This window comes from Armatimonadota bacterium (assembly GCA_031432545.1).
Classification (GTDB): Bacteria; Sysuimicrobiota; Sysuimicrobiia; order Sysuimicrobiales; family Sysuimicrobiaceae; genus Caldifonticola; species Caldifonticola tengchongensis.
In genome coordinates, this window is the sequence record JAVKGX010000003.1 from 167,899 (window position 1) to 191,292 (window position 23,394).

General features: G+C 68.8%; 23 protein-coding genes and 2 pseudogenes. 10 read left to right on the top strand and 15 right to left on the bottom strand.

Annotation, left to right across the window (positions count from 1 at the left end; genetic code table 11):
- Positions 1-45: 45 nt before the first annotated feature.
- Genes QN163_05450 through QN163_05465 form a run of 4 tightly spaced genes read right to left on the bottom strand, consistent with a single transcriptional unit; the run spans position 46 to position 4,592 of the window.
- A complete protein-coding gene (locus QN163_05450; GenBank protein MDR5683456.1) occupies positions 46-981 on the bottom strand; it encodes an ABC transporter permease in 936 nt (311 codons plus the stop codon).
- An 8-nt stretch (positions 982-989) separates the two neighbouring features.
- Positions 990-2,030 carry an ABC transporter permease gene (locus QN163_05455; GenBank protein MDR5683457.1) on the bottom strand — a complete coding sequence of 347 codons (1,041 nt, stop codon included), beginning with the start codon at positions 2,028-2,030 and terminating at the stop codon, positions 990-992.
- Entirely contained in the window at positions 2,023-3,594 is a 1,572-nt protein-coding gene (locus tag QN163_05460; GenBank protein MDR5683458.1) for an ABC transporter ATP-binding protein, read from the bottom strand. Before QN163_05460 ends, QN163_05455 begins: the two co-directional genes overlap by 8 nt.
- Positions 3,591-4,592, bottom strand: coding sequence for a BMP family protein (locus QN163_05465; GenBank protein ID MDR5683459.1), 1,002 nt, complete (start codon positions 4,590-4,592; stop codon positions 3,591-3,593). The genes QN163_05460 and QN163_05465 overlap by 4 nt, the downstream gene beginning before the upstream one ends.
- 218 nt (positions 4,593-4,810) lie before the next feature.
- Between QN163_05465 and QN163_05470 the strand changes: the two genes are divergently transcribed.
- Both QN163_05470 and QN163_05475 read left to right on the top strand, forming a co-directional pair.
- Positions 4,811-5,329: a hypothetical protein gene (locus QN163_05470; protein ID MDR5683460.1), complete on the top strand. Its 519-nt coding sequence runs from the start codon at positions 4,811-4,813 to the stop codon at positions 5,327-5,329.
- Between the two features lie 65 nt (positions 5,330-5,394).
- Entirely contained in the window at positions 5,395-7,089 is a 1,695-nt protein-coding gene (locus QN163_05475; GenBank protein ID MDR5683461.1) for an acetyl-CoA carboxylase carboxyltransferase subunit alpha, read from the top strand.
- Positions 7,090-7,174: 85 nt separating this feature from the next.
- On the opposite strand, the gene QN163_05480 is transcribed toward QN163_05475, so the two are convergent.
- The 4 genes from QN163_05480 to codA all read right to left on the bottom strand — a co-directional run bounded on the left by QN163_05480 (position 7,175) and on the right by codA (position 11,232).
- Complete coding sequence (locus QN163_05480) at positions 7,175-7,990, bottom strand: hypothetical protein (protein ID MDR5683462.1); 816 nt, start codon at positions 7,988-7,990, stop codon at positions 7,175-7,177.
- Between the two features lie 46 nt (positions 7,991-8,036).
- Positions 8,037-8,558, bottom strand: coding sequence for a TIGR00725 family protein (locus QN163_05485; protein ID MDR5683463.1), 522 nt, complete (start codon positions 8,556-8,558; stop codon positions 8,037-8,039).
- Between the two features lie 7 nt (positions 8,559-8,565).
- Positions 8,566-9,873, bottom strand: coding sequence for a cytosine permease (codB, locus tag QN163_05490; GenBank protein ID MDR5683464.1), 1,308 nt, complete (start codon positions 9,871-9,873; stop codon positions 8,566-8,568).
- Positions 9,874-9,960: 87 nt separating this feature from the next.
- Entirely contained in the window at positions 9,961-11,232 is a 1,272-nt protein-coding gene (codA, locus tag QN163_05495; GenBank protein MDR5683465.1) for a cytosine deaminase, read from the bottom strand.
- A 202-nt stretch (positions 11,233-11,434) separates the two neighbouring features.
- On the opposite strand from codA, the gene QN163_05500 reads away from it, so the two are divergent.
- The 6 genes and pseudogenes from QN163_05500 (at position 11,435) to QN163_05525 (ending at position 15,237) form a co-directional block, all read left to right on the top strand.
- Positions 11,435-12,271, top strand: a complete 837-nt coding sequence (locus QN163_05500) for a cyclase family protein (GenBank protein ID MDR5683466.1) — start codon at positions 11,435-11,437, stop codon at positions 12,269-12,271.
- 37 nt (positions 12,272-12,308) lie between these two features.
- Complete coding sequence (locus QN163_05505) at positions 12,309-13,490, top strand: CoA transferase (protein ID MDR5683467.1); 1,182 nt, start codon at positions 12,309-12,311, stop codon at positions 13,488-13,490.
- A gap of 13 nt (positions 13,491-13,503) precedes the next feature.
- A pseudogene (locus tag QN163_05510) lies at positions 13,504-13,978 on the top strand (DEAD/DEAH box helicase).
- 366 nt (positions 13,979-14,344) lie between these two features.
- Positions 14,345-14,551 carry a type II toxin-antitoxin system HicB family antitoxin gene (locus tag QN163_05515; GenBank protein ID MDR5683468.1) on the top strand — a complete coding sequence of 69 codons (207 nt, stop codon included), beginning with the start codon at positions 14,345-14,347 and terminating at the stop codon, positions 14,549-14,551.
- Positions 14,548-14,769 (top strand): type II toxin-antitoxin system HicA family toxin, encoded by a 222-nt coding sequence (locus QN163_05520; GenBank protein ID MDR5683469.1) that lies wholly within the window; start codon positions 14,548-14,550, stop codon positions 14,767-14,769. Before QN163_05515 ends, QN163_05520 begins: the two co-directional genes overlap by 4 nt.
- Positions 14,770-15,024: 255 nt before the next feature.
- Positions 15,025-15,237, top strand: coding sequence for a hypothetical protein (locus QN163_05525; GenBank protein MDR5683470.1), 213 nt, complete (start codon positions 15,025-15,027; stop codon positions 15,235-15,237).
- 116 nt (positions 15,238-15,353) lie between these two features.
- Here the strand turns inward: QN163_05525 and QN163_05530 are convergent, their stop codons facing one another.
- From QN163_05530 to QN163_05540, 3 genes are all read right to left on the bottom strand, one after another.
- A complete protein-coding gene (locus QN163_05530; protein MDR5683471.1) occupies positions 15,354-16,907 on the bottom strand; it encodes an MBL fold metallo-hydrolase RNA specificity domain-containing protein in 1,554 nt (517 codons plus the stop codon).
- Between the two features lie 116 nt (positions 16,908-17,023).
- Positions 17,024-17,560, bottom strand: coding sequence for a DMT family transporter (locus QN163_05535; protein MDR5683472.1), 537 nt, complete (start codon positions 17,558-17,560; stop codon positions 17,024-17,026).
- 53 nt (positions 17,561-17,613) lie between these two features.
- Entirely contained in the window at positions 17,614-17,922 is a 309-nt protein-coding gene (locus tag QN163_05540) for an EamA family transporter (GenBank protein MDR5683473.1), read from the bottom strand.
- Positions 17,923-18,061: 139 nt separating this feature from the next.
- Between QN163_05540 and QN163_05545 the strand changes: the two genes are divergently transcribed.
- Both QN163_05545 and QN163_05550 read left to right on the top strand, forming a co-directional pair.
- Complete coding sequence (locus QN163_05545) at positions 18,062-18,631, top strand: hypothetical protein (protein MDR5683474.1); 570 nt, start codon at positions 18,062-18,064, stop codon at positions 18,629-18,631.
- 209 nt (positions 18,632-18,840) lie between these two features.
- A pseudogene (locus tag QN163_05550) lies at positions 18,841-19,209 on the top strand (carbonic anhydrase).
- A gap of 120 nt (positions 19,210-19,329) precedes the next feature.
- On the opposite strand, the gene QN163_05555 reads toward QN163_05550, so the two are convergent.
- Genes QN163_05555 through QN163_05570 form a run of 4 tightly spaced genes read right to left on the bottom strand, consistent with a single transcriptional unit; the run spans position 19,330 to position 23,393 of the window.
- Entirely contained in the window at positions 19,330-20,061 is a 732-nt protein-coding gene (locus tag QN163_05555; GenBank protein ID MDR5683475.1) for a polysaccharide deacetylase family protein, read from the bottom strand.
- Positions 20,058-21,278, bottom strand: a complete 1,221-nt coding sequence (locus QN163_05560; protein MDR5683476.1) for an MFS transporter — start codon at positions 21,276-21,278, stop codon at positions 20,058-20,060. The genes QN163_05555 and QN163_05560 overlap by 4 nt, the downstream gene beginning before the upstream one ends.
- Positions 21,275-22,447 (bottom strand): glycosyltransferase, encoded by a 1,173-nt coding sequence (locus tag QN163_05565; protein MDR5683477.1) that lies wholly within the window; start codon positions 22,445-22,447, stop codon positions 21,275-21,277. The genes QN163_05560 and QN163_05565 overlap by 4 nt, the downstream gene beginning before the upstream one ends.
- Before the next feature lie 4 nt (positions 22,448-22,451).
- Positions 22,452-23,393: a diacylglycerol kinase family lipid kinase gene (locus tag QN163_05570; protein MDR5683478.1), complete on the bottom strand. Its 942-nt coding sequence runs from the start codon at positions 23,391-23,393 to the stop codon at positions 22,452-22,454.
- Position 23,394 lies beyond the last annotated feature (1 nt).

Genomic DNA, 23,394 nt, shown 5'->3' on the forward strand with positions numbered 1-23,394 from the left:
TGGGAGTCACCGCCCGCCCACGGACCGGGACGTGGAGGTAGAGCCCTAGGCCATCGTTCGGCTCTCCCGGTCGTAGTTCTGGCCCAGCGCCGCGGGAGCGCGGACGCGCTGGAAGGCGAAGACCATGACGAAGATCGTGGCGACGTAGGGAAGCATGAGGACGAACTGGTAGGCGATCCCCACGCCCGTGACCTGTACGCGGAACGACAGGACTTCCACCGCGGCGAAGAACAGCGATCCTGCCAGGATCCAATCCGGCCTCCACCCTCCGAAGAACGTGAGCACGATCGCCAGCCATCCCCGTCCCCGCACCATTCCCTCGGTGAACGTCCCCGTGAAGACCATCGGCAGGTACGCTCCGGCCAGCCCCATCAACGCCGCACCGAGGATCGTGGTCGCGTAGCGCATGAGCGCCACGTTTACGCCCAGGCTGTCGGCTGCCATCGGATTCTCCCCGACCGCGCGCAGGTTTTGCCCCAGGCGGGTGCGGTACAGCCCATACCAGAACAGCAGCGAGAGCACCACGGCCGCGTACACCAACACGTTCTGCCGGAACAGGATCGGGCCCAGGACGGGGATGTCGCCCAGCCCCGGCAGGTGGATCTCCGGGAGGGTGGGGATCCGTGGCGGGGTAAGCGTGACGCCGATGGTGAGTTTGTACAGCAATGTCGACAGCGCGACGCCGATGAAGAACAGAGCCAGGCCGACGACGAACTGGTTCAATCGCAGGGTGGTCGTGAAGGAGGCCAGCACCAGCCCGAAGAGCGCACCGGTGAGGGCGGCCAAGGCGAGTCCGTACCCGATGCTCCCCCACGCGTAGGCCACCAGAAAGCCCACGGATGCACCTACGAGCATGATGCCTTCCTGCGCGACGTTGAAAACCCCCGTGCGCCCACCCAGCATGGTTCCCTGCGCGGCGAGCACGTAAGGCACCAGCGTCAGCATCACGAGTCGAGCGAAGAGCACGAAGCCGCCGTCCACCACGTTCCCTACCGCCTCCGCACGACGTCCGAGAGCAGCACGAAGATCAGGACCAGGGCCTGGACGATAAATCCGATCTCGACGGGGACGCCCATCGTCCGCTGCAGGGCGCTGGCGCCCACGTCGAGCACCGCGATGAAGAACGCCACGAACGGCACGGCCGCGTTGTTGCCCTTGGCGATCAGACCGACGATGATTCCCAGCAGCAGGAAGTTCGACTGCATGCCCTCGATCAATCTGTGGTGTACGCCGCTGACTTCGATCGCGCCCGACAGGCCGGCCAGAGCACCTCCCAACACGAGCGAGGACAGGAAGACGCGCCGGACGGCGATTCCGTACACGCTGGCCGCACGGGGATTCGCGCCCGTGGCGACCAGTTCGTAGCCGCCTACGGTCCGCCGCACGTAGAAGTGGACCAGCACCGCTGCGCCAAGCGCGAGCAGGACACCCGCGTGCACGGGCGGTCGCACGACCAGCAGCGGCATCCACGCGCCGGCCCCGACTGCGACGGTGGTGGGGTGTCCCGCGGCGCGGTCGGGCCAGATCTCGGTCGCGACGTAGTCGATCAGACCGAACGAGACGAAGTTCATCAGGACCGTCGTCAGGATCTCGTTGATGCCGAATCGGTACAGCAGCCAGGCCGGCAGTGCGGCCCAAAGGGCACCGAACAGGATACCCGCGGCAACGGCCGCCGGCAGGAGAAACGCGGCGTGCAGGTCGGCGAGGGCGATGCCGACCGCCGCGGCGCCAATCGCCCCGACGATGAGTTGCCCCTCGCCGCCGATGTTGAACTTCCGGGCGGTGAGGGGGAGCGTGAAAGCGAGCGCCTGGAGCAGCAGCGGGGCGAACTTCACCAGCGTCTGGGCGAAACTGAAAGGCGTGCGAAAGGACGTCAGCAGGATCGTAGCGTAGGCCCGGCCGACGTCGAAGCCGAGGGCCGCCAGGAAGACGCCGGCGGCGGCGAACGCGGCGGCCACGGCGAGCGCATAGGGGAGCGCTCGCGCGAGCAGGCGCGCGACCACACGGGGCAGAGCGGCACGTTCAGCCAACGGAGGCAACCCCGCCCATCATCGCCCCGATCTCGTAGCGGTCGAACCGGTCCCGCGGCAGGGTTCCGACGACGCGGCCCCGGTAGAGGACCGCGATGCGGTCGCACAGCAGCAGCAACTCGTCGAGGTCCTCGGAGGCGAGCAGGACGCCCGCCCCCTGCGCACGGAGGTCGAGCAGCTTTCGGTAGACGAACTCCGTGGACACGATGTCCAGACCGCGCGTCGGGTTGTGGGCGATCAGCAACCGGCAGGGATGGGAGAACGCACGCGCGAGCAGGATCCGCTGGATGTTCCCACCAGACAATCTGCCGGCGCGCTCGCCGTGGCTGGGTGTGCGGATGCCGTACTCCCGGATCAGTCTGCGGGCCACGCGCGCCGCCGCCCGAGGGTCAAACAGCGCTCCGCGGCTGTACGGCGGGTGCCGGTGGAAGCCCAAGATCAGGTTGTCCGCGACGCTCGCGTCCGGGAGGAACCCGTCGTGCAGCCGATCCTCGGGGATGTAGGCCACCCCTCGGTCGAGCAGCGACCGCGTGTCGGCGCCGGTGACGTCGGTGTGATCGATCCACACCCGGCCGGCCGCCGCAGGGCGCAGACCGATGAAACACTCGACGAGTTCCCGCTGGCCGTTGCCGGCCACCCCGGCGATGCCGAGGATCTCGCCCGCGCCGACCCGGAGGTCACAGTCATCGACGCGCGCGGCGCCGGTCTCGTCCAGAACACGAAGACCCTCGACACGGAGGACCGGTGTGCCGGCGCTGCCGCCACCTCGCCCGTTCCGTCCTTCGCCGGCGAACAGCAGGCTCGTGCGCACGTCCAGCTCCTCGCCGACCATCGCACGCACCAGCGTCTGGTCGTCCGTTCCGGCGGGCGCGCCCGCCAGGACGGTGCGGCCGTGCCGCATCACCGAGATGCGGTCGCAGACCGCGCGAACCTCGCGGATCTTGTGGGTAATGAAGACGACGCTCATTCCCTCGTCGACGATCGCCCGCAAGGACCCGAACAACGCATCCACTTCCTGCGGCGTGAGGTTCGTCGTCGGTTCGTCGAGGATCAGCACTCGTGATCCCCGGTACAGGGCCTTGAGGATCTCCACGCGCTGCCGCGCGCCCACGGGGAGATCGGCGACGCGGGCCAGCAGATCCACTGTCAGACCGTAGCGCCCGGCCAGGTCCCGGACGCGGGCGGCATCCCGCGCCGGGTCGGTCCGCAGGGGGTTGTCGACAGGCGTGCCCAGCGTGATGTTCTCGACCACGGTGTAGGTTTCCACCTGCAGGAAGTGCTGGTGCACCATGCCGATGCCGTAGCGCAGCGCGTCTCGCGGGGCACGGATCTCGACCGGGCGTCCGTCGACTTCGATCGTGCCGGCGTCCGCCCGGTACAGCCCGTAGAGGATGTTCATCAGGGTGGTCTTGCCGGCGCCGTTGCCGCCCAGGAGACCGTGGATCTCGCCGGGCGGAAGCGCAAAGTGCGCACCGTCGAGGGCGACCACCGGGCCGAAGGCCTTGTGCACGTCCCGCATCGCGACCAGCGCCGCGGCCTGCGCAGCAAAGCCGCGTTCGCTCATCGGATCGGTGTGCTGTCCTTCGTCACCTGGATGCGACCCGCTTCGAGCTCTCCCGAAATCCGACGCATCTGTTCCTCCAGTTCCGGTGGCGCGTTGCGCAACGGGAACTGCAGCGCGACGCCGGTGTCGAACCCGAGCGGGTAGTAGCCTCCGGTCTCGCCGGCGCGGATCCTGTCGAGGATCGCCCGCAGGGGCCCCGCGAAATCGTAGAGCACCGATGTCACGTACTGGTCGGGCGCGAACTCCGACTTGTCGGTGTACTTCGCCGTCACCCAGACCCGACGCGGCGCGGCCTTCGCCGCTTCGAACACACCGAGCATACCGAGGTTCAGCGACCCGACGAGCACGTCGACGCCGTCGGCGATCAGCGCGTCGGCGACCTGGCGCGCCTTCGTGGGGTCGTTGAAGTCCCCGGCCCACACCGTGCGCAGGTCGACGTTGAGACCGGCATCGCGGATGGCCTGCCGCATCGCGTGAACCTCGGCGTAGGAGAACGGCAGCGCCAGCCCGCCGATGTAGCCCACGCGTCCGGTCTGCGTCAGGCGGGCGGCCAGCGCGCCGATGGCGTAGAAGCCTACCTGGAAGTTTCGGTCGATGATCCACAGGTTGGGCGGTGCGCCCTCGACGGGTGCATCGGTCTCCCCTATGAAGTAGACGTTGGGGAACTCCTCGGCGAGCTTCTGGGTCTGGCTGATGAACTGCCCGCCGTGCGTCCAGATGACGTTGAACCCCTGGTCGACGTACTCGCGCATCACGCGCTCGACGTCGGGGACAGCGACCCTCTCGGAGTGAGCGATCTGCACGCCCTGTTCCTTCGCGACCTCCTGGAGGGCAACGTATCCGAGGGCGTTGTAGTCGGCGTCCGTGACGACGCCAGGGAAGATTGCCGCGACTTTGAGTTCCACGGTGGGCGTCTGAGCGGCGCGCGGGGTGCACTGCGCGGTGAGCAGGGTTGCGGCGAGGAGCAATGCCAATCCCCAAGCCGGATGTCGCTGCATCGGCCGTTCCTCCCATGTACTGTGTTGGCTGCAGCGCCAGTATAGGGTCACGTCCGGGCTGCCGCAACGGCTTTGGGGCAGGCCGTGCGCGGACCGTGGAGAATCCAATAACCGTCGAACTGTCGGCCCTGACCCCCAACCCTGTCACCACATGGTGAGGGCGGTGCGGCCGGGGGAGTGCGGCTCCGCGCAGTCACCTTTACCGAAGGGAGGTTGGAATGGAGCGCTTCGTGACGATCTGGTTGCACGTGGTCGCGGCCGCGGTGCTGGTAGGCGGCGGGGTGGTGCTCGCCCTGGCGGTGCTGCCGTACGCCCGCCGGCTCCAGGACACGGAACGCGCCGCGCTCGTGGAAGGGGTGGGCAGACGTCTTCGCGCTGTGACGTGGCTGGCAATCCTCGTGCTGTTCGTCACCGGCCTGTACCAGCTGCACCTGCGCGGCCTTCCGGTCACGGCGATCTTCCAGCCGGACGCGATCCCCGGGCGGTTCGGACAGGCGCTGGCCTGGAAACTGCTCTTGTTCTGGCTGTTGGTGTTGCTGAACCTGTTCCACGACTTCTATTTCGGCCCGCGCGCGTTGCGCCTGGTCCGGGAAGCTTACGGGGCGCGGGCTGACCAGCGCGCCGATCTGCTGGCCCGGGCCGACCGTCTGCGTCGCACGTCGGGATGGATCGGCCGGCTGAGTGCGTTGATCGCGATGGTGATCCTTTACTTTGCGGTGATCCTGGCACGATCGTGAGGGGAATGGTGGCCGACGAGCGCACGACCTGCCATCGCTGTGGAACGGAGCTGGACGCGGACGCGTTGAGGGCCAGGTTGTACGTTTGCCCGCGATGCGGCACCTACCTGCCGATGCCTGCCCGTGAGCGTATCGAACAGATGTGCGACCTGCGCTCGTTCCGAGAGTTCGACCGCGGCCTGGTGTCGGTCGACCCGTTGCACTTCGCCGACAGCCGTCCTTACCGTCAGCGGTTGGCGGAGGCAAGAGAGCGGACGGGCCTGCGTGAGGCCGTCGTCACCGGCGAAGGGACGCTGGACGGCCAGCGGTTCGTGCTCGTGGTCTTGGACTTCGCCTTCCTCGGGGGCAGCATGGGGTCGGCGGTGGGCGAGAAGGTGGCGCGCGCGTTCGAGCGTGCGACCCGCAGGCGGCTTCCGGTGATCGCGGTGACCACTTCCGGCGGGGCGCGGATGCAGGAGGGCATCCTCTCGCTGCTGCAGATGGCCAAAACCACAACGGCGGTCGCCGATCACGACCGGGCCGGCCTGCCCTACATCGTCCTGCTTGCCAACCCGACGTTCGGCGGCGTGGCCGCGTCGTTCGGGGCGCTGGGCGACGTGATCGTCGCCGAACCCGGGGCGCTGGTCGGCTTCGTCGGACCGCGTGTCGTCGAGATGATCCTCGGTGAGCGGGCGCCGGAGGAGATGTACCGCGCAGAGACGTTGCTGGCGAACGGCATGGTGGATATGATCCTCGCGCGGCCGGACCAGCGGCACGTGTTGTCTTCGCTGCTGCACCACCTGCGCCGCGGTGCGCCCACCCGTACCCCGCGCGCAGCGCTACCAACGGGGGCGTACGCGGAGGCGATGTCCGCCTGGGAGACGGTGCAAATCGCGCGTCGGCACGGCCGTCCGACCGCCGTCGACTATCTGGGGGGCCTGTTCGACGAGTTCCTGGAACTGCACGGGGACCGCGCACTCGGCGACGATCCCGCGATTGTAGGCGGGTTGGCCCAACTCGACGGGCAGAGCATCGTGGTGGTGGCCCAGGAGCGCGGGCGGACATCCGAGGAGCAAGCAGCGAGACGCCGTGGTATGGCCTATCCAGAGGGATACCGTAAGGCTCGCCGCCTGATGCGCCTGGCGGAGAAGTTCGACCTGCCCCTGGTGACACTGATCGACACGCCGGGAGCGCACCCCGGCCCGGAGTCCGAGCGGCGAGGCATCGCGGGAGCACTGGCGGAATGCCTAGCCGCGATGAGCTCGATCCGGGTACCGACGATTGGCGCCGTGATCGGAGAAGGTGGCAGCGGCGGCGCGCTGGCGCTGGCCACGGCTGACCGCGTCCTGATGCTGGAGCACGCGATCTACTCGGTGATCTCGCCCGAAGGCGCGGCGGCGATCCTGTACCGCGACCCCGCGCGCGCACCGCAGGTGGCCGATGCACTCCGGCTCACGGCACAGGATCTGTTCTCGCTCGGCGTGGTCGACCGGGTCGTCCCCGAGCCGCCCGGTGGTGCCCACGTCCAGCCGGCGGTAGCGGTGCGCCTCCTGCGGGATCACCTTGTGGACGCCCTGCGCGAACTCCGTGCGCTGCCCCGGCACCGGCGGATGCGCGACCGCTACCGCCGCTACCGCCACATCGGGAAGGTGGGTTCGTACTGGAGGCTGGTGCTGGACGAGCGGACCCGGGAAGTGCGCAACGTCCTGGCGCGCCACCTGCGCAGGTCGGCACCCGCTGTCGGAGCCGAGCCCACGCCCCAGGAGGGCGGTACCGGCTGATCTGCGCCGCCGAACCGCACGTGCAGTGGCCGACGGCCAGGCGCGCCCGCTCCCTGTGCGGGCATGGGATTGAGGTAGGGGACCCCTAGGATGCGGTCTGCACCGCCCCGTCCACGACCACCACGACACCAGACGCTCGTGCCTGCTCCTCGGCGTCGGGGCTGAGGCGTGTCCCTGCCACCGCCGCCAGCACCTTGGCCTGTAGGGCCCGTCCGAGGATCTCCGACCTCTGTGCCGCTCGCTCCACGTCGCGGACGTCGACGACCGCGGACACCTCGGCGACGAGGTAGACCTGCCCGCTGTCCCGAAGTCCGGTGACCAGGACATCGAAGCCCAGCACGTCGGCGCGCTCTTCGGGAGTGATGCGGCCCGCTTCGACCGCATCGTCCAGGAGGTCGCCAGCTTGCTGGTGGTCCAGCACACGGATCCGGCGCAGAAGTCGCTGGAAGTAGGATGCTGCTCTCTCCCGGTACCGCCTCTCTAGGCTGTCGCCCTTGAGGTCTCCGACATCGACCTTGAGTCCGGCGACGTCGACCTTCAGTGCTCCGACGTCTTTCTTGAGCCCTGCGACTTCCACCTTGAGATCGGCGACCTCCGAGGTCAGCCGGGCCAGTGCTTGCTCTGTACGTTTCTGGGCCTGTACGAGTTCTTCGACACGCTGCTCGGTACGCTTCTGGGCCTCGGTGAGTTCTTCGACGCGTTGTTCTGTACGTTTCTGGGCCTGTGCGAGTTCTTCGACACGCTGCTCGGTGCGTTTCTGAGCTTCGGCCAGCTCGCGCACCACAAACGGGAGCTGCAGCACCTCCTCTCCCAGCAGAGACGCGCGCAGGGCACCCTTCCACTCCGGGTGCTGCTCAAGCAGCCGGATCAAATCCTGCAGATCCCCGACGACAAACGGCATGGCCAAACCATTCTAGCAGGCGAACCCGCCTGGCGTGCGGGGCCGCTCAAAGCAACCCCGCACGCCGCCGCAGCGCAGCCGACCACGCGCGCTCGACGGCTTCTTGGGGTGTCTGCGCGCGGACGATTGGGTCCTGGTCCAGCCCCTCCCGCTCGATCCTCCAGGTGCGAAGCCCGATGACGGGTGTACCCATTCGCAGCGCGTAGGCGATCTCCGACAGCGTGCCGTACCAGCCGCCGACCGCGATCAATGCCTCGGAAGCCCGCGCGACGATGACGTTGCGCCCTTCGCCCATGCCGGTGGGGACCGGGATCGTCACGTGAGGGTTCGCGCCTTCGGCGGTGGGCGTGGGCAGGATGCCCACGACGATGCCGCCCGCCTCGGCAGCGCCCCGAGAGACGGCTTCCATCACGCCGCCCATCCCGCCGCAGACGACTACGCCCCCGCGCCGAGCGACCTCTCGCCCGACCGCGTGCGCCGCCTCCTGCAGGTCGGGTGCGGCTTCCCGCTCGCCTACGACTCCGATGCGAACCGGCCGGACCACTCGGCTCGCGGAGACCGCACCCACCACCGCCCTAAACGTACTCCGCCCGCGGGTCGACTTCGTGTTCGCTGCCCAGCCGCGCGGCGAACAGACCCTGAAGCACCAGGTGTGCCACCATCGCGACGACGACGCCGTTCACGGGCGGAATACCCGGCAGGTACTTCGCCGCCAGTCCTCCCAGTACGTAGGCGATGACCGCGGTCCAGCGGACCGGCACGAAGGTGACGTACTCCATGCGCGGCAGCCTGCGCTTCCACACGAACAGGTAGTCGGCGATGATGACGCCGCCCAGCGGCGGGATGAACGTGCCCATGGCGATCATCCACGGGATGAGCAGGTTGTACGCGCCGGTGAGCGCGAAGATCGTGCCGATGACCGCGCCGATCAGGATGAACGGCCGTTTGTTGTTGACGTTGAACGCCTCGGCGCCGGCGACGCCGAAGGCGTAGGCCGCGTTGTCGTTCGTCGTCCACAGGTTCAGCGCCAGGAACAGAACGCCCCACAGCAGCAGGCCCTGCGCGGCGAGAACATCCGCGAGGTCTGGCTTCTGGTAGACGGCCCCACCGATCGCCCCGAACAGGAACATCAAGCCGTTGGCGACCATGAAGGCGGTGAGAGCCGCGGTGAAGGCGATGGTCGGCGTACGGGCGAACCGGCCCCAGTTGGGGGCCTGCGTGCCGCCGCTGGCGAAACTGCCGACGATCACCGTCATCGCCGCGGCGAGCGTCATCGTTTCGGTCGGTGTCTTGGCCGCGATCGACGCCAGGCCGCCGCCGTCGCGCAGCGCGATCGCCATCGACCAGAACCCCAGGATGGTCATCAGCGGTACGCCGATGTAGCTGAGCTTTTCCATCCCGCGGTACCCGAAGTACGCGGTCGCCGCGTGCAGCGTGCCCCACAGGATCATCATCGGCGCTGTCCAGCTCTCAGGCAGGTTCAGCGCGCGCACGAAGGGAACCGCCATGAACGCGACCGTGACCCCGAACCAGCCGACCTGCGTTCCGCCAAGCAGCAGATCGGCCCACTTGGCGCCGTACCGTCCCAGGGTGTAACGGCTGAGCAGGACGGTGGTCAGGCCGGACCGCGCGGCGATCCCGGCCAGCGTCGCGACGTACAGCCCGAGCAGAAGATTCCCGATCAACAAGACCAACAGCAGCTGCCCGAACGGGTACGCCGCGCCGAGCTGCGCTCCGGCGAACATCGTGCCGGAGAAGAACGTGAAGCCGACCAGCACCGCGGTCACCGATACCAGCCCCTTGCGCGCCTCCACGGGAACGTGCTCGAGCGGGTAGTCGGGATCCCGCGCCGCGGGTTGCAGAGCCACTGCCTCTTGCGCCATGCCACCACCCCCCCTTGGTCAAGGTAGAACTGCCCGTGCCTGCCCTCTCCTCCAAGCTTCGTCCGCGCGCGAGGATCGGAGGGCCGATCAACCGGTGAAGCGAACTTCCTCCTCGGTGCCGTCGAGCGCGACCACGGACCGGGCTGGTTCCGTCCTCGCCACGACCCGACCGTTGGCCACCACGTAGCGGCGCGCCGCCATCGTCCGAACGACGTCGAACTCCGTCTCGGCGTCAAACACCACGAAATCGGCGCGGGCGCCGGGCCGGATGCGGTGGTCTCCTCCCAGGCCGAAGCAGTCACCGGCGCGCGTCGTGACCATCGCCAGTGTCTCGGCAATCTCTTCGTAGCCGGACATGTGGCCGTAGTGCACCAGCACGAAGGCCGCCTGCAGGGGGTCGCCGACACCCAGCGGGTACCAGGGGTCCATGATCGAGTCGTGACCGATCGCGACGTTGATCCCGTTGGCCAGCAGTTCCTTGATGCGGGTGAACCCGCGACGGACGGGGTAGCCGTCGAAGCGTCCCTGCAGCACCGAGTTGTCCAGCGGGTTGGTGACGAAGTGCACGCCGGCGTGGCGGATCCACCGGATCAGGCGGTAGGCGTAGGCGTTGTTGTACGAGTGCATCGCGGTCGTGTGGCTGGCGGTGACACGGCCCTGCAACCCCAGGCGGACCGTCTCCGCGCACAGCACCTCCAGGAACCGGGACTGTTCGTCGTCGGTCTCGTCGCAGTGCAGGTCCGCCAGCAGGCCCTGCTCGGCAGCCAGCGCCAGCGCGAACTTTACGTCGCGTTCGCCGTACTCGCGCGTCCACTCGTAGTGCGGGATGCCGCCGACGACGTCGGCACCCAGTCGCACCGCCTCCCGCATCAGGTGCTCCCCTTCAGGGAACGAGTAAATGCCCTGCTGCGGGAAGGCGACGACCTGGAGCCGGATGGTGGGGGCCACCTCCCGGCGGACTTCGAGCAGTGCCCGCAGCGCGGTGAGGTCCGGGTCACAGACGTCGACGTGTGTGCGGACGTGCGTGACGCCGTGGGCGAGCATCCAGCGGATCGCGCGGTGCGCGCGCTCCTTGACGTCGGCGTGGGTCAGCGTCCGAACGCGCTCGCTCCAGATCTCGATGCCCTCGAACAGCGACCCGGTCCGGTTGTAACGCGGTTGCCCGACGGTGAGGACGGCGTCCAGGTGGATGTGTGTCTCGACGAGGGAGGGAGTGACGAGCCGGCCGCCGGCATCGATCTCGACGACTGCCCGGTCGCCGATCCGCGGCGCGATCTCGGCGATGCGCTCGCCGCGGACGCCAATGTCCACAAGATCACCGTCGCCCCGCAGCCGGGCGCGGCGCACGATGAGGTCCAAGCCCCCCCCGGATGTCCCGTGGATGCACGGGGATTCGCCCCCGCCGGCTGGAAATCCTCTCGGCCCGAGTGCCGATCTCCCGAGTTTCGGACCCTCCCGCGATCGTCCCTTGCTCCGTGGGACATAGGGTGAGGGCCGTCATCGCAGGACATCCAGCCCGCGCCGACGTACTCTATGAAACACTCCCCGCAGGAGGTGCTCGATGGCCTTCGACCTCTACGACCTGCGCGACTGCCGGGTCCTGGACCTGTCCCAGAACTTCAGCGTCGACTCGCCACCGTTCGCCTATTACGACGGGCCGACCATCAAGTGGGTCAAGAAGATCGCCTTCGAAGGCGTGAACGCCCAGCACATCTCCACGACCAACCACATCGCCACCCACCTCGACTCGCCGCTGCATTTCTACGACCCCGGGCCCGACGTCTCCGGGATCCCGATCGAGCGGCTCGTGGGTCCGGCGTGCGTCGTGGATTTGCAGCAGTTCGGAATCGGCGACTACGACATCTACGGACCCCGCCACTTCGAAGAGTGGGAGCGCAAGCACAACATCAGGATCGAACCCGACGACATCCTCGTGATCCACACCGGCTACCACGCCTACTACAACGAGGACTGGTCGCCGCACACGAGGGAGTATCACCCGGACGCCGGCCCGGATCTGCCGCGTTCGTTTTTGCGTCACCCGGGCCCGCGCGCGGAGTTCTGCGAGTGGGTGCTGGACCGCAAGATTCGGTGGATGGCGGTCGACGCGATCTCCACCGACCATCCGTTCAACACCAAGGTGCGCGACGCCCGGCGCGACCTGATCCCGGTGGTCGAGCAGAAGATCGGCATGAGCATGGACGAGGCCTTCCCCTGGCCGCGCGACTACCAGGCGACGCACACGATGCTGTTCCCCAAAGGCGTGTTCCACCTGGAGAACATCGGTGGGCACATCGACCTGGTCCTCAACAAGCGGGTGTGGGTCGGCGCGTTCCCGTTCCGTTTCAAGGGAGGCGAGGCCGCCTTCTGCCGGTTCGTGGCGTTCGTGAGAAAGTAGGGGGGCCGTCGTCACCGAAAGGAGGATTCTACGTCCGGTGCGACCGCTCGACGACCTGTTCGTAGTCGACCTCACGCGCGCGCTCGCGGGCCCGTACTGCACCATGATGCTGGCGGACCTCGGTGCCCGCGTTGTCAAGATCGAGACCCCGGACGGTGGGGACGACACACGCGGATGGGGCCCGCCGTTCCTCGAGGGGGAGAGCGCCTACTTCATGAGCGTGAACCGCAACAAGGAGTCGGTGACGCTCAACCTGAAGCACCCGCGCGCGATCGAAGTCCTCCACCGCCTGCTCGAGCGCGCTGATGTCCTCGTCGAGAACTTCCGCCCGGGCGTGATGGAACGCTTCGGGTTGGCCTACGCGCAGCTGCGCGAACGCTACCCGCGCCTGGTGTACTGTTCGATCTCCGGCTTCGGCCAGGACGGTCCCTACCGCGAGCGGCCGGCCTACGACCTGATCCTGCAGGGCATGGGCGGGTTGATGGGGATCACCGGCGAGGAGGATGGGCCGCCGGTGAAAGTGGGCGTGGCGGTCGCCGACATCTGCGCGGGCATGTTCGCCGCCTACGGCATCCTCGCCGCTTTGCGCGTGCGCGAGCGTACCGGCCGCGGCCAGTGGCTGGACGTCGCCATGCTGGACGGCCAGATCGCGTGGCTCACCTACGCGGCCGCCAACTACTTCGCGACCGGCCAGGACCCCAAGCGCCTGGGATCCGCGCATCCCAACCTGGCACCCTACCAGGCGTTCCGCACGGCCGACGGCTACCTGAACGTGGCGGTCGGCAGCGAGGCGATCTGGCGGCGGTTCTGCGAGGTCGTCGCTCCCGAACTCGCCGATGACGAGCGCTTTCGCACCAACCCGGATCGCGTGCGCAACCGCGACGTCCTCATCCCCGTGCTCGAAGCGCACTTCATGCGTCGGACGACCGCGCAGTGGGCACGGACGCTGGACGACGCCGGCGTACCGAACGGCCCGATCTACACGATCCGCGAGGTGTTTGCCGACCCGCAGACGCTGCACCGCCAGATGAAGGTGACCATCTCTCATCCCACGGCGGGAGAGATCAGCGTGACCGGTGTCCCGCTGAAGTTTTCCGACACCCCCGGCGACGTCCGCGCGGCTCCCCCGACCCTGGGTCAGCACACCGCCGCGGTCCTGGAAGAGCTCGGCTACTCCGCGCAGGACATCGCGCGCCTGCGAGGCGAAGGCGCCGTCTGAGACGGCTGCCCTCACTTCGCTGCTGGAGCCGCTCCCACACCAGATCACCGCGGTGTACGAGGCCATGCTCCCACGTCAGCCCCTGAGGTTCCTCCTGGCGGACGACGCCGGCGCGGGAAAGACGATCATGGCCGGGCTGCTCATCAAAGAGGTCCTGGTGCGTGGGGACGTCCGCCGCTGCCTGGTGGTGTGCCCCGGGAGCCTGGTGGAGCAGTGGCAGGACGAGCTCCAGCAGCGTTTCCAGCTCCCCTTTGAGATCACCACCAACGACAAGCTGGAAACGGCGCGGACCGGCAACTGGTTCCTGGAAAACCACCTCGTGATCGCGCGGCTTGGACAAGTCCGCCCGCGACGAGGCCGTGCAGGCGAAGCTCGCAGCCCCCGAGTGCCGGTGGGACATGGTCGTGGTGGACGAGGCCCATAAGATGTCCGCCACGTTCTTCGGTGAGGAGGTCAGGTACACGAAGCGATACAGGCTCGGCCAGCTCTGGGACCCCGAGCAGGACCGCCGGTTTACGGTCTGGGAGGCCACCCACCACTTGCTGCGCGTGTACTGGCACAAAAAGCCGGGGGCCAGGCTACGGCAGGCCTCTTGCGGAAGCTGGGCTCCCGCGGGGACGTGGCCCGCGAGCTCGCGTACCGGCTGTACAGCGTCTGCGAGAGGCGCCGCTGGTCCCGGGAGGCCCAGGCCTACAACGCCCTGGTCCTCGGCTGGCCGGAACTCGCCCGGCTGGCCCGGGAGCGCGTGGTCGTTACCGGCCCGTTGTTTGGGGGCGGGAGACCTGATGGACTGATGAGGGAAGGTCGTTGCGTGGGATGTTCAGGGTGGCTCGAAGGAGGAAAGGAGCGTAGCCATGAGACAGGTCGTCTTGTATCCCGGCGAGGACGGCTACTGGGTGGCAGAGTGTCCGAGCCTTCCGGGTTGTGTGAGCCAGGGGAGGACAAGGGAAGAGGCAATTGCCAACGTTCGAGAAGCGATCCAGGCCTACGTTGGGGCGCTCGAGGATGACGGGCTGCCCGTCCCACCGGAGCGGTTCGAAGCCGTCGTGGTAGTGGTGTGAGCAAGCTCCCGCGTGTTTCCGGGCGTGACTGCGTCCGGGCCCTGGAGCGAGCCGGCTTCTACCGCAGGCGGCATACAGGCAGTCATATCGTCATGCGGAGGGACGATCCGTTCGCGCAGGTAGTGGTGCCGGATCACGACGAACTCGACCGCGGTACCTTGCGGGCGATCTTACGGCACGCGGGGCTCAGTGTGGAAGAGCTCCTGCGGCTTCTTTGAAGGGGACCGTGACGACGGGGGGCCAGGTCGCTACCGGGGGATGCGGGCGGAGAGCAGGTGTCGCTGCCGGATGCCGACCCTCCAGGGCTGCTGGTGAAGCCCGAGGTCGCACGCGGGCGGCTCGATGCCGAGCAGCGGCGTGAGGGTCAGGACGCCTAGACCGCGCCCGCCCCCGCCGGCCCGACCGGCGTTCAGCCTACGACAACCGCCGCGCCACCACCTGTCACTGCGCTTCCGCGTCGATTCCACGGAAGCGTGAGTCTCGACCCCCTCCGCGCCGGCGCTGACGCTGGCAAGATCGCCCAAGAGGTAGTTGCGCATCTCGCCGGCCTGCCGGGAGCCCAGCTTCGGGTAACCCTGGAAATCGAGGCGACCGTGCCCGCAGGTGTGCCCGAACACGTCGTGCGCACGGTCACCGAGAACAGCCGCACGCTGAGGTTCTCCACCAGCGGCTTCGAGAGCGAGTGAAGCGAGTGAGTCGAGGGAAGGGCACGCAACTGCTCTTCACGGTGTCAGCGGTGTCGTGTCGGGTGCTTCTGAGGGCTGCGGTCGGGACTCCCGGCCGCGGTCGGGGGCCGAGCCGACTAGGCGCCGAGCGGGATCGGGACGCCGGTTTGGGGCAGCACGACGTCAGTGCCCCGGAAGAGGTTGAGGAAGTCCGCCGGTCGCGCGGTGTGCACCGGGATGACACGACGCGGCCCGATCTCCTCGATGAGGTCGCGCAGTTCCGGTCCGCTGATGTGGCCCGAGGCGTGGTAGGGCGACGGTAAGTCGGTCAGGCCGACCGGCGTCAGACCGAAGCGCACAAGCCAGTTGCGCAGCCGCTGCATCTCGAACTGCTGCTCCTCGTCGTGGGGTTCGCTGGCCGAGTAGATCCAGATCCCTCCCACGGGGTCGATGTCGATCAGTTCCGTGATGTCGAAGAACGACATACACAGGAGGTAGTCTCCCGGGTGAGCGTTGACGTGCGCTGCGGTGACGTGGTCGGGATAGCGGTGGCGCACGAACTTCACCCAGGTCTGCGGCTTCAGCAGGGCGCGGCGGTAAATGGTGAGCGCAGGTTCGGTGACCGGTGTGGGGATCGCGGGATCGACGACGTGCATCGCGGCGAGCATGTAGGCGTCTTTTTCCGTGACGGCCAGTCGTCGGCCTGTGCGGCGCGCGATCTCCAGGAAGATCAGCAGCCGCTCGACGTTGCGCGGGCCGAAGTCCGCCACGACGAACTCGCCATGGGCGTCCTGCACCGTGCGAAGGCACGCCTCCATCACTTCTTCCTCAGTTGGGCCCGGGCCGCGGTCGACGTTGGTGCCCTCGCACACCAGCGCGACCGGATCGAGGGCGCGAGCTTCCCGCACGAAGGCATCGGTGAGTGCACGGTCGCGGCCGTGGCGGCGCAGGTCACCGGTGTAGACGACCCATCCGGAGGAGGTCTCGACCGCGACGGCCGCCGAGCCGTGGATGGAGTGGTCGACGGGCAAGAAGCGCACCCGCAGGCCGGCGATGCGGTCGGCGACGCGCAGGGTCTGGGAGGGGAAGTACCGTCCGCGCGGCGCGGAGGGAGGTAGATTCCAAAATCGCTCCGGGTCGGCGGGCACCTCGTCGGTCAGTAGGTACGGCCGCCGCTGGAACGGGAAGTCCCGCGCCGGTAAGGCCCCCAGCGTCCCCTCGTCCGTGGCCTGCTTGGGGATCGCATAGCAAACCTCCCCTTCGAACTGGTGGGCGCCGCAGTCCTGGATCGCCTTGCACAGGTAGGCCGTCATCGCCGTGCAGACGATGGGGACGAACGGGTCCAAGAACGAGATGTACCCGCAGTGGTCCAGGTGGGCGTGCGACAGCAGCACCGCGTCTGCGCGGCACTCGCGGAAGTGGGAGAAGCGGCCCGCCCGGTCCCAGACTCGGCCGTCGGGGTCTTCCATGTCGGCGCGGTAGATGCCGCGCAGCGGCGGCAGCAGCCCCATCTGGACCAAATCGAGCAAACCCGTGCGAGAGCGCGGGGCGAGGAACTCTTCGAAGTAGAGGTTGCGCGCGTGGAAGGACGCCCCGAAGTCCAGCCACAGCGAGGCGTCGCCGTCCTCCAGGAGGATCTTGTTGCCGCCGATGGTGTCGGTGCCGTCGTAGACGGTGATGGTGGCCGGCAAGGCAAGCTCCAGACCCGACCGTGAAGATCTGGGTTCGGCGGGCGGGCTGGCGCACCTGCCGCTGTCTGAAACATCCTCCCGGCAGTACCGACCCTCGGAGGCCGGGCAGGCTCGAGTCAATCCGGAGCCGGTAGGGCGGTGGCCCTTTCGGCTGCGACCTGGGTCCACGCCACGGCGAGCACGATCAGCACCCCGCCGGCGACCTGCCGGACGTTCAGCCACTCCTCCAGCACCGCGTAGGCCACGAACGCGGCGACAACCGGCTCCAACGTCGCTGTCAGCCCTGCGCGGCTGGGCGAGACGAAGCGCAGCCCATACAAGAACAGCTCGAACGGCAGCACAGTCGCCAGCACGGCCAGGTGGGCGAACAGCAACCACTGCGAGGGTGTGTATGGTTGCAGCCACGCTGTGTGCGGCGGCACGCCGAGGCTCCAAACGACTGCGCCGGACAGCAGCGCCAAGACCAGAGTCCCCCACTGGTCGGCGCGCGCCACCCGTCGCCGCGCGAGCAGCGTGTAGGTCGCGAACAAAGCGGCCGAGGCTAGACCCCACGCGATGCCCGCCGGCGTGGCCACCAGCCCTACGGGACCGACGACCAGCAGGTATGAGCCGGTGACCGCGAGTGCGACCGCGCCGGTGCGCGCGAACGTCAAAGGGGTTCGCGATCCACCAAGCGCGCCCACAGCACCAGCAGGATCGGCGCCAGCTACTGCAGGAAGATCGCCGTCGCCACGTTGGTGAGGTTGATCGCGGCGTAGTAGGCGAACTGGGTGAACGCGAGCACCAAGCCCAGGACGAAGATCGGCCCGCGGCTGGCCCAGGCCTGGCGCAGCGCATGCCGGCGGAACGCCAGGAGGTAGGCCAGCCCGACGACCGCGGCGCCCGTCAGACGGATCTCGATGAGGACATGCGGGGGGATCTGCTCGTTGAACAGGGCCTTGGCGACCACACCGGAGACCCCCCACAGCGACGCCGCCGCGATGACGGCGAGGTATCTTCGGGTTTGGTCCTGCATCGGAGTGCGCGTGCCCCGGCCCGCCCCGGCGCTCGCGGAGGACGTGCGCGTGCACAGGCCGCCCGAAAGCGAGACTCCGATCTTCGGCGTCTGCGGGGCTCACTTCCGCATGGGCTCGTAGTACGATCATAGCCGACGCATGCTGCGCAGGATTCTCCCCCTATCGGTGTTCGCACGGTACGAGCGCTGGTGGGAGCGCCGCCACGGCCTCATCCACTACGCCCCGGGCAGCCTCCTGCGGTTGGAGATCCGGACGCATCGCGGCCGACCGGTCGTGGTGGGGGACGGGACGGTGGTCCGGCCGGGGGACCCGATCGGCGAGATCCACATCGACAACATGGTGGTGGCGGACTACCACCGGCAGACTTCGGATCCGCGGCGCCTGGGGTTGCTGTTCGGCCGGGGCATGGCCGAGGCGCTGCGCCTGTTGGCTTCTTACCTCAAGGCGAACCCCGACAGGCGTATCGTGGCGGTGCACGCGGTGTCCCTGTACTGGGAGGGGTCGGAGCGCCTGGGTTTCGAGATCCGCCCGATCCGCAGTTGGTGGGCGCGGTGGGCCGCCAACGCGTGGCTGAAGTTCCTGCTGTGGTACTACCACCCGGAGGGGGTCCGGCGCAGCCGGGGCCGTGAGCGCCTCAGGGAGCCGCGCGAGGCGTGGATGTCCTTCCAGCGGCTGATGGAGCGCCACGGGTCGGATGGCGCGCAGTAGGGAGGTTTGTCGCACTTCGCCGGACCGACCGGGCGGGCCGGGAGTGCGGTGCCTGGCAGAACACCGGGCGGACGGAAGACGTCTGCTCAGATGCGGAGGGTGGCAGCGTGACTGCGATCGACAGAGTGCTGGCAGCGAACCGGGCGTACGCCGAGGGATTCTGCCACGCCGGGTTGCCGGGCAGCCCGACCCGGCTCGGGCTGGCCGTGGTGGCCTGCATGGACAGCCGGCTCGACGTCTCGAGCCTGTTGGGCTTGGAGCTCGGAGACGCCCACATCGTTCGGAACGCGGGCGGCATCGCGACTGAAGACGTCCTGCGGTCGCTGATCATCTCCTGCCACGTCGCGGGCACCCGGGAGATTATGATCGTCAACCACACGAAGTGCGCCATGCTCGCGCTGCGGGACGACGAGCTGGCAGCGAGACTGCGGCAGCAGACGGGGAAGGCACCCGTCTCCCCCGCCTGCTTCTACACGTTCACCGACTTGGAGGCAAACGTACGGGAGCAAGTGCAGAAGGTGAGGTCGCATCCGTGGATCCCCGAGGACATCGTCGTGAGGGGCTTCGTCTACGACGTGGACACGGGCCTGTTGACGGAGGTTCCCGCGCCGTCGGGTGGTGGCCCCGGGGTGCTGTGCAACGGGGGACGTAGCGTTCGGCCTCCCGCGGGCCGCCGTCGGCCAGCGGCACTGCGCCGCTCAGCCCGGATGCTCGACTCCCGACTCCCGCCCGCTGCATTCGGACGCCAGCAGATCCGACAGCGTGACCGGCTCCAATCCTCTGGCCCGCAAGCCCGCGATGATCTCCGGCAGAGCGCCCAGGACACGCTCGGGGGTGTCGGGGAAGCCTCCGCGGTCGTGCAGGTTCACGATCGCGCCGGGGTGGCAGCGGCGCACCACCTCTCGGGCCATCTCCGAGGCCGCAGGTCGCCAGCGGTAGCCCTCGCCGCGGACGGTCCACAGCACCGGGATCAGGCCCTCCGCTCGGCACGCTCGCAGCGCCGCCGCGTTGAACGTTCCCCACGGTGGACGGAAGTAGCGCGGGTCGACCCCTGCGGTCCGCTCCACCGCCCGGCGTCCGCGGGCGATCTCCTCGCGCGTGGCGCGCGGTCCCAGACGCCACAGGTGGCGGTGGCGGTAGGTGTGACTGCCAACGTCGTGCCCGGCCTGGCCGATCGCGCGCGCGACGTCCGGTGCCTCCTCAGCGTGCTGCCCGATGAGAAAGAACGTCGCGCGGACGCCGTACCGGGCAAGGGTCTGGAGGAACCGCGGGGTACATTCGGGATGTGGGCCGTCGTCGAAGGTGAGCGCGACGCGCATCACCGCGGGACCGCGGCGAACCGCACCGCCGGCGCGCGCCGCGGCCTGAGCACCCACAGTGTAGGCGAGTGCACACACACCGGCTCCCCCCGCGATCCACAAGAGGCTCACGGATGCGGCCCCGTGCGGTCCACGGCGCGCCGAGCGCGGCGGTTTAGCACCGGCTCGACCGACTTCGGCAGCAGCGCCACGTAGCCCATGGCCACGACGACGAGCAGCACGGCAGCGGCGTGAAACGGGGTGGACGGGCCGAACGAGTCCCACAGCACGCCGCCGATCGTGGTGCCGAACGCGATTCCCATCCCCTCGATCGACATCGCCAGCCCCAGCAGCGTGGCACGCCGCGAGGGCGGCAGCAGGTCCATGATGAGCGCGTTCCACGCCGGCAGCATCGTCGCGTAGCCCAGGCCGAGGATCGCGACGAGCGGGATGAGGATCCACAGCGACCGGAAGAACGGCAGCGCGAACAGGACCGCCGCGCCCAGGGCGAGCGCGGCGGGCAGGACCTCCACGCGGTCGACCCGGTCGATCGTTCGGCCGAGCGGGACGAGCAACAGCACCGTCAGACCCGGCCCGGCCACCAGCAGGACGCCGATCCAGAACGGGCTCAGACTCAGCACCTCGCGTGCGTAGGGCGACAGGATCGGCATGAGCATGCCGATGGAGACGGTCTGCAGGAACATCCCCCCGATGAGCGGCCACAGCCGCGCGGCGGTGATCTCCACCTCGTGCACCGATTCCCGCAGCGCCTCCTGTACCCGACCCGTCGACCGGTCGGCGATGATCCGGCGTGCGAGGACGAGCGCGCCCGTCAGGCAGCCTGCGACGAACCCAAACGCCACGGCGGTGTGGATCTCCAGCAGGAAGTTGGCGACGACGAACCCAGTACCGGTGCCGATCATCCAGCTGGTAAACACCGCCCCCATCGCGCCGCCGCGGCCTCCCGGTTCGGTCGCCTCTGCGACGCCGCTGACCACCGACGGCCAGACCGGTGACGCGCCCAGTCCCCCGATCGCTGCGGCCAGCAGGATCGCCGCGGTCGACTCCACTCGGGAGAACATCACGACCGCCAGCAACGACAGCGTGATGCCGCCGTACAGGGGGACGCGCCGGCCCCAGTGGTCGACCAGCCACCCCGAAGGTACCTTGGCTGCGAGTTCGGCGATGTAGTAGGCGGAGAGCGCCAGACCGACCACCGACATCTGGTGACCGACCCCGAAGCGGAGGTGGTTCGGCAGCAGTGTGAACAGCAGCGCCCCGCGGGCGCACTCCACCAGACCGATCACGGCGACGTGAGGGGCGAGCGGAGTGCGGGCCGCGGCGATCATGCGCTCGCGACGAGGTCGAGGACCACGCGCGCGACGTCGTGCGCGGCGCGCGGCCGCTTGAGGCGCCGGGCTGCCCGTCGCATCGACTCGATCTCTCCGGGGTCGGCCAGCAACGCGTCCAGCACCCGCGCGAGGTCCTCGGGGTCCCTGGCAACCTTGGCCGCGCCGGCGCCGGCGACGGTGCGCGTGTTCCAGTCCTCCTGGCCGGGGATCGGGCGATAGACGACCATCGGCAGTTCCTTGGCCAGGGCCTCGGAGACCGTGATCCCGCCTGCCTTCGTCACGAGCAGGTCGGCTGCGCTCATCCACTCGTGGACGTTCGTCACATACCCGTGGACGTGGAAGTCCGGCCGCCGCCGGCTGCGCTGTCGGAGCCTTTCCACCAGGGCCGGATCGCGGCCGCAGATGAACACCGCCTGCACCGGCCGGGAGCTGTGCATCAGCACACGATGGACGTCCACGACGCCGCCGAGCATCGCGTACGCACCGGCCATGACCAGGACGGTTGTCCGTGCAGGGTCCAGCCCCAGGCGGCGCGCGGCCTCCGTCCGGTCCATCGGTGTGGCGAACACCGGGTCGATCGGGATGCCGGTGACGGTGATGCGTTCGGGCGGGATGCCGCGGTCCTCCAGCCCGGCTCGGATCTCGTCCGTCGCGACGCAGTAGCGTTCGACGTGAGGGTGGATCCACTGTGAGTGGATGGCGTAGTCGGTGATCACGACCGCCGCCGGCCGGTCGACGATCGATTCGGCCTTGAGATCGGACATCACGCCCGCCGGCGTCGGGTGCGTGTGGACGACGACGTCGGGCTTGTGCTCCCGGATGTAAGCCGCCAACCGCCGGCGGCCGAGCCGATTGATCCACTTCTGGGTCGGTGAGTCGGGGCGAATGTTCCCGGTGGCATAGTAGAACGCGCCCCACAGCCGGGGCGCGTGCCGCACGCTGTTGATGTACAGAGAGCGCGTGAGATGGTTGAGCGTCGGGTTCACGAACGCGTCGAAGAAGTCGACGATCTCAACCCGGACACCGGGCGCGGTTTCGCGCCAGACCCCGTCCAGCACCTCGGCTACGCGCTGGTGGCCGCCCCCGTAGGTCGCGGACAGCACAAGGATCGCCGGTCCCGCTTGGGCGGGCTGGGCGCGCGCGGGGTTGTCCGATGCGGTTGTCATCGGATCAGCGCGCGGCCGCTTCGACAGGACGCGGCACCGGCCTCCACGGCAGGGCGTCGGGTGGCAGCAGCACGCGGATGCCGCGCGGCACCACCCGTGCTTCCAACCGCCGCGCGCGCCCCAGGGGATTGCCATCCACGTGCGCGTCGATGCTGCGGTCGGCCTCGACGGTGACCCGCCCGCAGCGCTGCATGAGCACCTCGGGGACCGGCGTCCGCCGGATCACCTTCCACGTCACGTTGATCGACCGCATCCGGTGGGTTTCCCGTACGATGTACAGGTCGAGCAGGCCGTCGCGCAGACCGGGTGCGGGGAGGGAGGGGACGCGCTCGCCGTACATGCGGCCGTTGACAGCGACGATCGCCAGGACAGAACCGCTGAAGGCGTCCGACTCGGTGACCACCTCGACGCGGACGGGCTCGCGGCTGCTCACCAGTTCTAGCAGGCTGGCGAGGTAGTAGACGGCACGCCCGCGCATGCTGAGCCGGTCCCGCAGCCGGCTGGCTCCGGCGGCCACGCGGGCGTCCAGCCCGATCCCCAGTACGTTGGCGAAGTAGCGTCCGTTCACCTCGGCCACGTCGATCGCTGCGGGTACGCCCGTCGTGAGGACCTGCGCCGCCTTCTGCACGCCCCGCGGGATGGGGAGGCTGCGGACGAACTCGTTGGCGGTGCCGGCGGGGATGATGCCCACGGGGATGCGGGCGCCGGCGCGCATCACCCCGTTGACCACGGCGTTGACGGTGCCGTCCCCCCCGACAGCGACCACGGCCCCGAATCCCTCGTCGGCCGCGCGCTCGGCCAACGAGGCAAATGCCTCGAACCCCGAGGCCGTACGGACTTCGTGCGCGGCCCCGCGGGACCGCAGGACGCGCGCGATCGTCGGCATCAGGTCGCCGATGCGTCCCCCGCCGGCATAGGGGTTGGCGATCAGCAACAGCGGCTCCATC